This window comes from Pseudacidovorax sp. DMC4, from assembly GCF_056314265.1.
Genome location: NZ_JBQUYR010000012.1, coordinates 155,555 through 169,235, shown reverse-complemented (window position 1 = coordinate 169,235; position 13,681 = coordinate 155,555). Strand labels below are relative to the sequence as shown.

At 69.4% G+C, this 13,681-nt stretch carries 13 protein-coding genes; 11 read left to right on the top strand and 2 right to left on the bottom strand.

Going from position 1 to position 13,681, the window contains the following annotated elements:
* Positions 1–40 precede the first annotated feature (40 nt).
* Together ACT54X_RS21530 and ACT54X_RS21525 are read right to left on the bottom strand one after the other, a co-directional pair.
* On the bottom strand, positions 41–811 hold the full coding sequence (locus ACT54X_RS21530; protein WP_476348458.1) for an alpha/beta fold hydrolase: 771 nt from the start codon (positions 809–811) through the stop codon (positions 41–43).
* Positions 808–1,965, bottom strand: coding sequence for an alpha/beta hydrolase family protein (locus ACT54X_RS21525; protein WP_294373341.1), 1,158 nt, complete (start codon positions 1,963–1,965; stop codon positions 808–810). Before ACT54X_RS21525 ends, ACT54X_RS21530 begins: the two co-directional genes overlap by 4 nt.
* A 111-nt stretch (positions 1,966–2,076) precedes the next feature.
* Here ACT54X_RS21525 and ACT54X_RS21520 point away from each other — a divergent pair, with 111 nt between their 5' ends.
* From ACT54X_RS21520 to mdoH, 11 genes are all read left to right on the top strand, one after another.
* Positions 2,077–3,009, top strand: a complete 933-nt coding sequence (locus ACT54X_RS21520; RefSeq protein WP_294373343.1) for a LysR family transcriptional regulator — start codon at positions 2,077–2,079, stop codon at positions 3,007–3,009.
* A gap of 134 nt (positions 3,010–3,143) precedes the next feature.
* Positions 3,144–4,085, top strand: a complete 942-nt coding sequence (gene ttcA, locus ACT54X_RS21515; RefSeq protein WP_294373345.1) for a tRNA 2-thiocytidine(32) synthetase TtcA — start codon at positions 3,144–3,146, stop codon at positions 4,083–4,085.
* Positions 4,086–4,187: 102 nt separating this feature from the next.
* On the top strand, positions 4,188–4,904 hold the full coding sequence (locus ACT54X_RS21510) for a DUF4136 domain-containing protein (RefSeq protein WP_294373347.1): 717 nt from the start codon (positions 4,188–4,190) through the stop codon (positions 4,902–4,904).
* A 62-nt stretch (positions 4,905–4,966) separates the two neighbouring features.
* A complete protein-coding gene (locus ACT54X_RS21505) occupies positions 4,967–5,614 on the top strand; it encodes a histidine phosphatase family protein (protein ID WP_294373349.1) in 648 nt (215 codons plus the stop codon).
* Between the two features lie 42 nt (positions 5,615–5,656).
* Entirely contained in the window at positions 5,657–6,091 is a 435-nt protein-coding gene (locus ACT54X_RS21500) for a hypothetical protein (protein WP_294373351.1), read from the top strand.
* Positions 6,092–6,213: 122 nt separating this feature from the next.
* Complete coding sequence (miaB, locus tag ACT54X_RS21495) at positions 6,214–7,581, top strand: tRNA (N6-isopentenyl adenosine(37)-C2)-methylthiotransferase MiaB (RefSeq protein WP_294373354.1); 1,368 nt, start codon at positions 6,214–6,216, stop codon at positions 7,579–7,581.
* Entirely contained in the window at positions 7,581–9,008 is a 1,428-nt protein-coding gene (locus ACT54X_RS21490; RefSeq protein WP_294373357.1) for a sensor histidine kinase, read from the top strand. Before miaB ends, ACT54X_RS21490 begins: the two co-directional genes overlap by 1 nt.
* A 20-nt stretch (positions 9,009–9,028) precedes the next feature.
* Positions 9,029–9,700: a hypothetical protein gene (locus tag ACT54X_RS21485; RefSeq protein ID WP_476348453.1), complete on the top strand. Its 672-nt coding sequence runs from the start codon at positions 9,029–9,031 to the stop codon at positions 9,698–9,700.
* A gap of 41 nt (positions 9,701–9,741) precedes the next feature.
* Positions 9,742–11,160 (top strand): sigma 54-interacting transcriptional regulator, encoded by a 1,419-nt coding sequence (locus ACT54X_RS21480; RefSeq protein ID WP_295377509.1) that lies wholly within the window; start codon positions 9,742–9,744, stop codon positions 11,158–11,160.
* A gap of 181 nt (positions 11,161–11,341) precedes the next feature.
* Positions 11,342–11,545, top strand: a complete 204-nt coding sequence (locus ACT54X_RS21475; protein ID WP_294373366.1) for a hypothetical protein — start codon at positions 11,342–11,344, stop codon at positions 11,543–11,545.
* Between the two features lie 9 nt (positions 11,546–11,554).
* Positions 11,555–13,564, top strand: a complete 2,010-nt coding sequence (gene mdoH, locus ACT54X_RS21470; RefSeq protein WP_017757351.1) for a glucans biosynthesis glucosyltransferase MdoH — start codon at positions 11,555–11,557, stop codon at positions 13,562–13,564.
* Positions 13,565–13,681 lie beyond the last annotated feature (117 nt).

Here is a 13,681-nt window from a genome sequence, read left to right as displayed (position 1 = left end):
CTGTCTGGCCGGCCTCTTTCTGAGCCCGAGGGCTTCTGCTTCACGGTGACAGGAAGGCGTCCACCGTCTCGGTGAACGTCGCAGCCTGCTCGACATGACTCATGTGCGCGGCGTCGGCCATCAACCGCAACTCGGCATGCTGGATGCACGCGGCCAGCGCCTGCGAGACCGCCGGGCTGACCGCCATGTCCTGTTGACCTGCGATCACCAGCGTCGGCATCTCCAGCCGCCCCAGCGAGGCGACGTGGTCGAGGCCGCAGATGGCATGGACCGCCGTGACGTATCCCGTCAGGGAGGTGTCGGCGACCATGCGGCCGATCCAATCGGTGGTCGCGGGCGCACGGCCCAGGAAGTCCGGCGTGAACCACCGGTCCAGGGTCGGACGGACCTGCTGCGCCATGCCGCCGGCCTGTGCGTCCGCCACCCGCTGCTGCCAGACGGCCCTCACCGGCGCCGGCGTCACCGCGCCGCAATGCGCGAGCACCAGTCGTCGGATGCGGGAGGGCGCCGCGAGCGCCATGGCCTGGGCCACCATGCCGCCGAACGACAGGCCTGCGAGGGAAAACTCCCGCAGCCCGAGGGGCTCGAGCGCGAGCAGGACCGCGGCCGCGTAGTCATGCAACGCCGCCCCGGGTGGCAGGGCCGCAGAGCGGCCATGGCCGGGCAGATCCGGAACGATGACGCGGAAGCGACGCGCCAGCACGGGAATCTGCAGGCGCCATGCCTCCGCGCGGGTCGCGATGGGATGCAGCAGGACGACGGCTGGCGCGGACTCGGCACCGAAGACGTCCAGGTGCAGCGGCCAGCTCATGCCGGAACTCCCAGCTGACCCGCAAGCCAGGCAACGATGGTGGGCAGGGTCTGCGGCGTCAGGCCCATGTGCCCGCCCGGAAACAGCCGCACATGCTTGGGATTGCCGTGTTCTGTCAGCAAGTGCAGATCGGCGATCGGGCACTGCTTGTCCTCGCGCCCGTTGACCAGCAGCAGCGGTGCGCTGCGGCGGTCGAGCAGTCCCTGGTCGAGCAGGGACAGGCGCTTGAAGAAGGCCAGGTATTCCTCGTCGTTGCGGGCACCCAGCATGCGGCAGCGTGTCTCCACCAGTCCCATCAGGTAGCTGTCGGGGTAGCGGGACGCGCCGATCCATTCAGGCTGGAACATGTAGTGCGCGCCACCGCCCCAGTTCACTGCGCCCCGCAGCCGGTCGGGGTAGAGCAGTGCAAGTTTGGTGGCCCAGTAGCCGCCGAACGAACGGCCCAGGCAGGCCAGGCGTTGGCCGTCGAGATCGGACTGCGTGTCGATCCAGTCGAACACCGTGGTGAACTGCCTTTCGGCGTCCTGCACACCCTTGACCGGAGACTCCCCCGTGCCCGCGTTGTCCATCGCGACCGTCGCGATGCCCAGCGCCAGCAGGGCATCGCAGGCCTGGGTCATCTGCTCCTTCCAGGCATCGACGCCGCCCCACATGACCACGACGGGAGGACGTTCGACATTCGCGGGCCTGCGCAGAAGGGCGGTGATCGAGTCCCCCTCGCCCTCCCGGCCAGCGAACGGAATGCGCACCACCTGCACCGGCAGCGTCCAGAGCCGGGCGGCTCTCAGGTAGGTTTCCCGCTCGCGTTCGGCGCAGCGCAGCTTGGCCGGATGATCCGGGCAGGGGAAGCGGCCCATGAAGTAGAGACCGCTCGCCTTCATGAACAGCTTGCAGGCCTCGTCCAGGGCGCCCGCCTGCTCGGCCTTTTCCGCGGAGGCGCTGCAGGCATCGCCTGCCTCGCGCCAATGCGCGGCCCACTGGGCGCCGTCGAGTCCCGGAAGGCGGTCGATCAGGTCGACGCCCTCGTCCGGATCCAGCGCGTTCATCGGGTGGGTGCGAGAGCGCAGCCTCGTCTTCATCCAGACACGCGCCTCGGCGAGCGTCTTGGGGCGTCCCTGGACATCGCCGTCCGGCGTCTGCTGGGCATCCTGCATGGGGTCTCCTGTTCAATCGGCGTTGTTCGCAACGGGACTGTGCCAGTGGGCGGGCATAAGCAAAAACTGTTCTTGTGGATTCAAACTATTTGCCTGACCTATAGTTTGCGGATGCGCATCAACCGGCTGGACCTCAATCTCCTCGCATGTCTGGACGCATTGCTGGCGCACCGCAACGTCAGCCGGGCGGCGAAGCAGATGCACCTGAGCCAGCCTGCGACCAGTGCCGCGCTGGCAAGGCTGCGGGACTACTTCCAGGACCCATTGCTGCTGCGGGAAGGGAGGCATTACGCGCTGACGCCGTTTGCGGAATCCCTGGTCGACCCTGTGCGGGACATCCTGTCGCGCGCCCAGGCGCTGACGCAGTTGCGGCCCGAGACGGACCCGCTGCGCATGGAGCGGAACATCACGATCGTGGCGTCGGACTATGTGTTCAGTACCGTCCTGGTGCCGCTGTTCCGGATGGCCGAGACGACCGCGCCACGGCTCACGTTCGCGGTCCGGCCGGTCTCGGGATACGACTCGCCCGAACTGGAGAACCAGCATGTCGACCTGGTGTTGCTGGGCGCCTCCGCCGTCGCCAGCCATCACCCCAGCGAGCTGCTGCTCTCGGACTCGTTCTGCTGCATCGCGTGGGCCGAGAACCCCCTGATCGGCCGGACCCTTTCGCTCAAGGCCTTCCAGAAGATGGGGCACGTCGTTCCGCTCCTCGGCGACGGCCGATTGCCGACCCTGGATCAGGTCGCTTATGAGATGCAGGGCGTCGTGCGGCGCATCGCGATGCGCGTCCCGACCTTTTCGGCCGTGGCGGATTGCGTGGTCGGGACTTCGCACATCGCCACCATTCCGAAATCCTTCGCCAAGGGCTTGTTGAAGACGCTGCCGCTGCGGCTGATGACCTGCCCGATCCACATCCCGCCCGTGCGCATCGCGATGCAGTGGCACCGGCACCAGGTGGACGACCCGGTGCTGCGCTGGGTGAGGCGCAACCTGCAGGATGTGGCGGTACAGCAGGGATTCCTCCGCCCGCACTCTCCGTCGTGAACATCGCTGGCGTGGTCGCGCAGAAATCGTCCGCGATAGTCAGCGCCCGAGGCATCCCTGCGCACCGCCGTTTCACGGCACCGAAGGCCCGCGCGGTCCATGAGGATGTGGCGTCCCGGGCAAAATCGCGCCCCATGAACGCCGTCTGGACCGAACCCGAAGCCCCTGCAGCCGCCGCCCCCAGCCACCAGGCGGCCGCGAAGATCGAGCGCGAGACGCACAAGCTCGAAAAGCGCCTGTGTCGCGAGGTCGGCCGCGCCATCACCGACTACAACATGATCGAAGAGGGCGACAAGGTCATGGTGTGCCTCTCGGGCGGCAAGGACAGCTACGGCATGCTGGACATCCTGCTCAAGCTCAAGGCCCGGGCGCCGGTCAACTTCGAGCTGATCGCCGTCAACCTCGACCAGAAGCAGCCCGGCTTTCCGGAAGACGTGCTGCCGGCCTATCTGAAGCAGGTGGGCGTGCCTTTCCACATCGAGGAGCAGGACACCTACAGCATCGTCAAGCGCGTGGTGCCCGAGGGCAAAACCACCTGCGGTCTGTGCTCGCGCCTGCGCCGGGGCATCCTCTACCGCGTGGCCGACGAGCTGGGCGCCACCAAGATCGCGCTGGGCCACCACCGCGACGACATCCTGGCGACCTTCTTCCTCAACATGTTCTTCGCCGCCAAGCTCAAGGCCATGCCGCCCAAGCTGGTGAGCGACGACGGCCGGCATGTGGTGATCCGCCCGCTGGCCTACGTGGCCGAGAAGGACCTCGTGCGCTGGGCCCAGCACCGCGGCTTCCCCATCATTCCCTGCAACCTCTGCGGCAGCCAGGAGAACCTGCAGCGCCAGGTGGTCGGCGACATGCTGCGCGACTGGGAACGCAAGCATCCCGGCAGGCTCGAGAACATGCTCCACAGCCTGCAGAACGTGGCGCCCTCGCACCTGCTGGACGGAACCCTGCACGACTTCAAGGGTCTGAAGCCGACCGGCGTGGCCAGCGAGGACGGCGACCGGGCCTTCGATCCGCCCGAACTGCCGCCCGTGCCCGCCATGCCCTCGGCGGTGCAGGTGTTCAGCCTCGGCTGACGCGCGCTTCCCGCCGACTTCCAGCCACGACGCGCCGCCGCGCGTCCAGCCGATGCGACAACGACACAGGGGCCGGCCAACGGCCCCAGGGATGACGACGACATGCAACGCGCATTGCGACTCCTCGGCCTGGCCGCCGTGACGGCGGTGGCCGCCGGCCTGACGGGCTGTGCCACCTCCTACGTGGTGGACAACAACGTCCAGAGCTATGCCAAGGCACCCATTCCGCCTGGCGCCACCTACCGCTTCGAACGCCTCCCCTCGCAGCAAGCGAACGACGCGGCCCAGACCGACCTGGAAACCCTGGCCGAGCCCTCGCTGGCCGCCGCCGGGCTCCGGCGCGACGACGCCAATCCGCGCTATGCCGTGCAGGTGAGCGCCCGCTCGCAGCTGGAACTGTCGCCCTGGGCCGATCCGTGGTTCGATGGTCCGGGCTGGGGCCCCGGCTGGGGTCCGCGCTGGGGCGTGGGCCTGGGCTATGGCCGCCCCGGCTGGTACGGCGGCGGCTGGTGGGGCCCGGGCGCCCTGCCGCCCAACCAGACCTGGTACGGCCGCGAGGTGTCGATCGTGATGCGCTCGCTGCCCGACCGGCAGGTCGTCTACGAGACCCATGCCCGCCACGACGGCCCCTACCCGGACACGCGGCGGATCCTGCCGGTGATGTTCCATGCGGCGCTGCAGGGCTTTCCCAACCCGCCGCAGGCCGTGCGCCGCGTGGATGTGACGGTCGAGACGAAGCCGCCCGCGTCCACGCAGGCCGCCCCGCAGCCCGCAACGGCCGCGCCGGCTGCCCCGACGCCGACGCCCGCGCGCCCTTGAGCGCCTCGCGGGGAGTGGGCAGGCGCCCCGCCCACCGCCGCGTTCTCGGTGACACTCGCCCGATGGACATCACCCGCCTCATCGCCGTGCGCCACGGCGAGACGCTCTGGAACGTCGACACCCGCATCCAGGGCCAGCTCGACATCCCGCTCAACGACGAAGGCCAGTGGCAGGCGCAGCAGGCGGGCCGCGCGCTGGCCGAGGAGCCCGTCGCCGCCATCTACGCCAGCGACCTGGCCCGCGCCTGGCAGACGGCCAGCGCCATCGCCGAGGCCCATCCCGACGCGCCCCCACTCATCGCCGAACCCCGGCTGCGCGAGCGCGGCTTCGGCATCTTCGAGGGTCGCACCTTCGCCGAGATCGAGGCCGAGCTGCCCGAGCAGGCGCTCAAGTGGCGCAAGCGCGTGCCCGACTTCGCCCCCGAGGGCGGCGAAAACCTGCTGGTCTTCCGGGACCGCATCGTGGCCGTCGCCGCCGAACTGGCGGCACGCCATCCCGGCGAGCTGGTGGTCCTGGTCGCCCACGGCGGCGTGATGGACGTGCTCTACCGCGCCGCCACCGGCCAGGAGCTTCAGGCGCCTCGCACCTGGGAGCTGCGCAACGCGGCCATCAACCGTCTGCTGTGGACGCCGGAGGGCTTCTCCCTGGTGGGATGGGCCGACACGGGACACCTCAACCGGGATCTGGCGCGCGACGAGACGAGCACCTGAGGCCACCTAGAATCCGCGCTCGCCAGCCTCTGGATGAACCCCATGAACCGCTGCAGCCTCCCACATTTCCTGCTTGCCGCCGCCCTGAGCTGTATGGGCACCGCGGCCCTTCTCTCGCCCCTGCCTGCGCAGGCCCAGACCCAGAACGAAGCGGCCGTCGGCGGCCGCAACTTCCCCGACGGCACATTGCGCGGTCGCCTGCGCATGCTCGACTTTCCGCAGGCCGACCTCGACGGCCGGCTGGAAGTGCTGGCCCCCGGCACCCGCATCCGCAATGCCCAGAACATGGTCGTGACCGGCAGCACGCTGCTGGGCCAGGACCTGGCGGTGAACTACCTGCGCGATCCCGCCGGGCAGGTGCAGCAGATCTGGATCCTCTCGCCCGACGAGGCTGCCACCGACCGCGCGACGGCCAGTGGCAAGCCGCTGCTCAACATCTGGCCCTTCGTCACTCGGGCCGACAACGAAGGCAGCTGAGCGCGCCGCCCCGGCGCCCAGCCCGCGGGGCACGGCCGGCCACCGCTGCGCTACGCCTCTCCATTCGATTCCAGCCTCCGGCGCCCCCCGGCAGCCCCCCCTTTGCACAGAAAGCCCCCACCATGTCCCGCAAAGTCTTCATCAAGACCTTCGGCTGCCAGATGAACGAGTACGACTCGGACAAGATGGCCGATGTCCTCGCCGCCGCCGACGGCTACGAGCCCACCCAGAACGTGGACGAGGCCGACCTGATCCTCTTCAACACCTGTTCCGTGCGCGAGAAGGCGCAGGAAAAGGTCTTCTCCGACCTCGGCCGCGTGCAGCACCTGAAGGCCAAGGGCGTGAAGATCGGCGTCGGCGGCTGCGTCGCCAGCCAGGAGGGCGAGGCCATCATTGCCCGCGCGCCCTACGTGGACGTGGTCTTCGGCCCGCAGACCCTGCACCGTCTGCCCGAGCTGCTGGCCCGCCGCGAGGCCGAGCGCCGGCCGCAGGTGGACATCTCCTTCCCCGAGATCGAGAAATTCGACCACCTGCCGCCCGCGCGCGTCGAGGGCGCCACGGCCTATGTGTCGATCATGGAAGGCTGCTCCAAGTACTGCAGCTACTGCGTGGTGCCCTACACCCGCGGCGAGGAGGTCAACCGCCCGCTCGACGATGTGCTGGTCGAGGTGGCGGGCCTGGCCGACCAGGGCGTTCGCGAGGTCACGCTGCTGGGCCAGAACGTGAACGCCTACCGCGGCAGGATGGGCGACACCGCCGAGATCGCCGACTTCGCCACGCTGATCGAATACATCGCCGAGATTCCTGGCATCGAGCGCATCCGCTACACCACGAGTCACCCCAACGAGTTCACGCCGCGGCTGATCGAGACCTACGCCAAGGTGCCGCAGCTGGTGAGCCACCTGCACCTGCCGGTGCAGCACGGCAGCGACCGCATCCTGATGGCGATGAAGCGCGGCTACACCGCCATGGAATACAAGAGCACGATCCGCAAGCTGCGCGCCATCCGGCCGCAGCTGGCGCTGTCCAGCGACTTCATCGTCGGCTTCCCGGGTGAGACCGAGGACGACTTCGCGAAGATGATGAAGCTGATCGAGGACGTGGGCTTCGACGCCAGCTTCAGCTTCATCTTCAGCCCGCGGCCCGGCACACCCGCCGCCGCGCTGCACGACGACACGCCGCACGAGGTCAAGCTCGCGCGCCTGCAGCACCTGCAGAAGACCATTGACGACAACGTCCGGCGGCTGTCCGATGCGCTGGTCGGTACCACGCAGCGGCTGCTGGTCGAAGGGCCTTCCAAGAAGAACCCGGCCGAACTGATGGGCCGCACCGACTGCTTCCGCGTCGTCAACTTCGAGGCGCCCGCGCGCCTGGTGGGCCAGATGGTGGACGTGACGATCACCCAGGCCCTCTCGCACACCCTGCGCGGCGAGGTGCTGACGCACGAGCATGACGGAGCCGGCGCCAAGCGCGCCGCGCAGGCCGCCTGATGTCGGCCGGCCGGCCACGCGCCCGCGGCTCCTTCCAGCAGTTGATGCTGGCCGCCTTTCTGGTGGTCACGGCGCTGGTGGTGGGCGTCGCGCTGCGCGCCGTCTTCCAGTACGACCAGCTCATCACGCAAAGCCGCGAGGCGGCGCGTCGGGCGCTGCTGCTCTCGGGTGCCGCCCAGTCGCTGGCCGAGCGCAGCGCGGCCATGGAACGCTCGGGCCGCCAGTCGCTGGTGCTCAACGACGCCGTGCTGCGCCGCCGCTTCGCCGACGCGCAGAAGGATGCGCAGAACGTGGTGCAGCGGCTGGTCGACAACGGGCTGCTGCCGCAATCGGCCCAGCAATGGCGCGCCCAGATGGCCACCATCGAGGACCTGATGAACGGCGCGCCCGAGACGGCCCTGGCCCGCGAGGGCTCGATGGCGCTGCAGTTCCGCGAACTGGATGCGCTCAACACCCAGCTCGCCCAGCAGGCGCAGATGCTGATCGAGGCCCAGAACAACGCCCTGGCCGACCGGCTGGAGGCCGCGCGGCGCCGGCTGACGCTGCAGGTGGTGGCGGCCAGCGGGCTGGCCGCGGCCCTGGCGCTGGCCTTCGGCATCTGGCTGGCGCGGCCCTTCAAGCGGCTGGAGCGCGCCATCGTGCGCCTGGGCGAGAACCGGCTGGACGAGCCCATCGACATCCGCGGCCCGGCCGACGTGCGGCGCGTGTCGCAGCAGCTGGACTGGCTGCGCCTGCGGCTGATGGAGCTGGACGCCGACAAGGCGCGCTTCCTGCGCCATGTGTCGCACGAGCTCAAGACGCCGCTGGCGGCGCTGCGCGAAGGCGTGTCGCTGCTGGAGGACGGCGTGACCGGCGAGCTCAACCCGGCCCAGCGCGAGGTGGCGCAGATCCTGCAACAGAACGCCGTGTCGCTCCAAAGCCAGATCGAGGCGCTGCTGCGCTTCAACGCCGCCGCCTTCGAGGCCCGCCAGCTCAAGCGCGAACGCTGCAACCTGGTCAAGCTGGTGCAGGAGCAGATCGACGCCCAGCGGCTGCAGTGGCAGTCGCACGGCCTGACCGTGCGGGTGGAGGGCGAGCCGGTGACAGTGATGGCCGATCCGGCCAAGCTGGGCACGGCGGTGGCCAACCTGCTGTCCAACGCGATCCGCTTCTCGGCCCGAGGCGGCACCATCGCGCTGGCCGTCTCCAGCACCGGCGACACCGCCAGCATCGAGATCAGCGACGCCGGTCCCGGCATCGCGCCGGACGACCGCGACCGGGTGTTCGAGCCCTTCTTCCGCGGCGAGCGCCAGCCGGAGCACACCGTGAAAGGCACAGGCATCGGCCTGTCCATCGTGCAGGAGTACATTGCAGCCCATGGTGGCCGCATTGCGCTGCTGCCCACCGGCCCCGGCGCGCGATTCCGCATCGACCTGCCGCGCGGCTGACCTCTCCCGACCCCACGCCCATGACGACCTTGTCCGTCCGCAGCCCTCTCCTTGCCGTTGCCCTGGTCCTGGCCGGGGTGCTGGCAGGCTGCGCCACCCCAGCGCCCACGCCGAGCGTGCCGGCCCCTGCGCCAGCCACCACGGCCAACCTACCCGTGCCGGCCACCCGGCCGGCCGTCCAGCCGGTGGAAGTGCAACCCGTCGCCCCAGCCACCCAGATGCAGTCGGCTGGCAACGGCATGGCAGCCAGTGGCTACGGCAGTGCCAGCAGCGAAGCGCTGTCCCGCATGCTGGCCTACGCCGACCGGGCCCGCAGCCTGCAGTCTGGCGAGGCGGCCGCGGAGATCGCCCGCATCGGCGACCCCGGCGACTCGGCCCCCCTGCAGATGCAGCTGGCCCTGGCGCTGGCGCAGACCCGCAACCCCGCCGATCTGGCGCGCGCCACGGCCCTGATGCAGCGCGTCGCCGGCAGCACGCAGGCCGAGGCCCAGCCGCTGCAGCCGCTGGCGCGGGTGCTGGCCGCCCGCTACCTGGAGCAGCGCCGCGTCGAGGACGACCGCGACCGGCAGGTGGCGCAGCTCAAGGAAGCGCAGCGGCGCATCGACCACCTCAATGACCGCATCGAGGCGCTGCGCGCCATCGAACGCAGCTTCGGCCGCCCGTCCAACGGCGCGGCGCGCCCCTCGCCCTGAACCGGCCGGCCCGGCCGCACCCACCCGATCCAGGCAAGCCCATGAGCGACACCGCCAAAGCCGCCGCCACCGGCGCCCGCATCCTGGTCGTGGACGACGATGCCGACATGCTGCGGCTGCTGTCGCTGCGCCTGGCTGCGGCGGGCTACCAGGTCACGGCCGTCACCTCGGCCGAGTCGGCGCTCACGCAACTGGAGATCGAGCATCCGCGGCTGGTGCTCAGCGACGTGCGCCTGCCCGGACGCGACGGGCTGCAGCTGTTCGACGAGATCCGCAAGCGCCATCCGACGCTGCCGGTGATCCTGCTCACGGCGCACGGCACCATTCCCGACGCGGTGGAGGCGACATCCCGCGGCGTCTTCACCTACCTCACCAAGCCCTACGACGCCCGCGAGCTGCTCGACAAGATCGGCCAGGCGATGGCCCTGGGCGCCCCCGCCGCCACGCCGGCCGCGGGCGGCGACGAAAGCTGGCGCGCCGAGATCGTCAGCCGCTCCAGCCGCATGGCCGAGGTGCTGGCCGAGGCGCGCATGGTGGCCAAGTCGGACGCCAGCGTGCTGCTGCGTGGCGACTCCGGCACCGGCAAGGAAGTGCTGGCCCGCGCCATCCACAAGGCCAGCGACCGCGCACGCAAGCCCTTCGTGGCCGTCAACTGCGGAGCGATTCCCGAGGCGCTGCTGGAATCCGAGCTGTTCGGCCACGTCAAGGGCGCCTTCACCGACGCCCACGCCAACCACAAGGGGCTGTTCCAGCAGGCCGATGGCGGCACGCTGATGCTGGACGAAATCGGCGACATGCCACCCGCCCTGCAGGTCAAGCTGCTGCGGGTGCTGCAGGAGCGCGCGGTGCGCCCGGTGGGCGCCACGCAGGCGATAGCCGTGGACGTGCGCATCATCTCCGCCACCCATCGCGACCTGGAGGCGGCCATGGCCGCCGCCCAGTTCCGCGAGGACCTGTACTACCGCCTGAACGTGGTCACGCTCACGCTGCCGCCGCTGTCGGCCCGGCGCGAGGACATCCCGCTACTGGCCAACCACTTCCTGCAGAAGCTGGCCGGCAAGTACGGCAAGCGGCTGTCGGGCTTCGCGCCCGAGGCGCTCAAGGCCCTGACCACGGCCCCCTGGCCGGGCAACATCCGCCAGCTCTACAACGTGGTCGAGCAGGTGTGCGCCCTGTCGAGCTCGCCGCTGATCCCGCTGGCACTGGTGCAGCGGGCGCTGCGCGTGCCCACCGTGGAGGTGCAGACCTATGCCGAGGCCAAGCAGCGCTTCGAGCGCGATTACCTGGTCGGGCTGCTCAAGCTGACCGACGGCAACGTGGCCGATGCCGCGCGCCTGGCCGACCGCAACCGCACCGAGTTCTACCGTCTTTTGCAGAAGCACGAACTCACGCCAGGCCACTTCAAGAACGACGGCGTCGCTGGCGCTTCGGAGCCTGTCGCCGACGAGCGACAGGGCTAAGTCGTTGATTTGAAAAGGATTGGCCGCCACCCCTCGGCGAGTTGTCGGGCTGTGGCGACAGATTCGGTGCTATTACGGCCGCGACGGCTGAAAACGCCAAGAATCAATCGAGAAAATCTCCGTAACTCGCTGATTTTCAACAATTAAATCGTGTTGGCATGGGGATTGCCCCATAGCCTGCATGACCCTCCTCACCACCCCCCCTGTCATCCTGCGTCCGCAGCGTGACGCCCTGCGTCGCAAGAACGCGCAGACGGCGCGCGCCCGCTCGACGCGGAGCCAGGCCCATGCGCCGGCACTCGCCGCCAGCGCCAGCGCGGACTGCGTCTTCAAGCGCCTCCCCGCCATCGGTGAGACCCCCCTTTCGAATTTCCAGCACTGGTAAGGACTCGCCATGAAACCGAACGAGTTTTCGCACCTGAAGGTCCTGACGCCCGAGCAGTTCCAGCCGCGCCGCCCTGCCGCCCGCGAGGAACGCCATCCCAACGCCGTCACTGCGCCCCCGATCAACCGCGGCTCCATGACGCCTCGCCCCTGGCGCGGTTTCTGGAACAGCATCGGTACCGCCCTCCTGCTCAAGATGGGCGCGGGTCGTGCCACCGCGGCCGCCCAGCCTGCCGGTCCGGTCCAGCCCTGGGAGCGCGCCGCCAAGCGCCGCCGACTGACCTTCACGATGCTGGCCCTGTTCAGCACCGTGCTGGCCTCGGCCCTGTTTGCCCAGGTGCAACCCGACTACGACAACGCCTTCCTGGAATACGGCCAGATCGCGCTGTATGGCCTGCTCTCCGGCTGGGTGGTCACCGGCTTCGTAACCGCGCTGATGGGTTTCTACGTGTCTGTGCGTGGCGACAAGTACGCCCTGTCGGCCAAGCAGGTCGCCGACCATCCGATGAATCCGGAGGCCCGCACCGCGATCATCATGCCGATCTGCAACGAGGACGTGGCCACGGTGTTCGCCGGCCTGCGCGCCACCTGCGAATCGGTGGCCAACACCGGCCATGCGAAGCAGTTTGATGTGTTCGTGCTGTCCGACAGCTACAACCCCGAGATCGCCAAGGCCGAACGTGCCGCGTGGGAAGAACTGCGCGCCGCCCTGGCCCAGTCCTTTGCCGACAGCCCGAACAAGCCGCAGGTCGAGGTGTACTACCGCCTGCGCACCCGCCGCACGCACCGCAAGGCCGGCAACGTGGCCGACTTCTGCCGCCGCTGGGGCAAGGACTACCGCTACATGGTCGTGCTTGATGCCGACAGCGTCATGAGCGGCGACTGCCTGACCAGCATGGTCAAGCTGATGGAAGCCAATCCCACCGCCGGGATCATCCAGACCGCCACGCAGGCCATCGGCCACGTGACGCTGCACGCACGCGCGCAGCAGTTTGCCAGCCGCGTGACGGGCCGCCTGTTCACCCTGGGCATGCAGTTCTGGCAGCTGGGGGAATCGCACTACTGGGGCCACAACGCCATCATCCGCGTCGCGCCCTTCATGGAGCACTGCGCGCTGGCCCCGATCAAGGGCACGGGCGGCATGTCCGGCGGCATCATGAGCCACGACTTCGTCGAGGCCGCCCTGATGCGCCGCGCCGGCTACCACGTCTGGCTGGTGTCCGACCTGGTCGGCAGCTACGAGCAGCAGCCGCCGGATCTGCTGGCCGAACTGCAGCGTGACCGCCGCTGGTGCCAGGGCAACCTGCAAAACGCCCGCCTGATGGCCGAGCCCGGCATCCACCCCGTGCACCGCGCCATGTTCGTGACCGGCACAATGGCTTATGTGTCCGCCCCGATGTGGCTGGCTTTCATGACCCTGGGCACCGCCCTGTGGCTGACCGGCTCGCGTCTGGTCCAGGACTGGGCCGTGCTGCCCATGGAGCTGGCCGGACTGTGGATCTGGACGCTGTGCCTGCTGTTCCTGCCCCGCATCCTAGGCGTGGCCGCGGTGTTCATGCGCGGTGAGCAGAAGAACTTCGGCGGTGCGTTCAGCCTGTTCAAGAGCGCCGCGCTGGAAAGCGTCATGGCCATCGTGCAGGCACCCGTGCGCATGCTGGCCCACTCGCTGTTCGTGATCGTCGCCCTGACCGGCCTCAAGTTGGAGTGGAAGTCGCCCCCGCGGGAAGCGGCCGCCGTGCCGTGGAGCGAGGCCTTCAACCGCCTGGCGCCGATGAGCGGTCTGGTGGCTGTGCTGGCCTGCGGCGTAGCGCTGATCGACGCCAGCGCGCTGGTGTGGCTCATGCCCGTCGGCCTGCCGCTGCTGCTGGCCATTCCCATGGCCGTGCTGACCAGCCGCATCGATGTCGGTGGCGTGATGCGCGAGCGTCACTACCTGCTGATTCCCGAGGAATCCCGGTCGCCCGCCGTGCTGCGCCGCGCGTGGGCCCACGCGGACCGACTGGCCCTGAAGGCCGCCTGAGTCCGGCGCCTCGCCAAAACAAAACGCCCGCGAATTTCGCGGGCGTTTTTCATTTGGGGGTTCGGTCGTTTTACCGAAGGATGGATGGGTCGAAGGGCTTGCGCCGAGGATTCGACA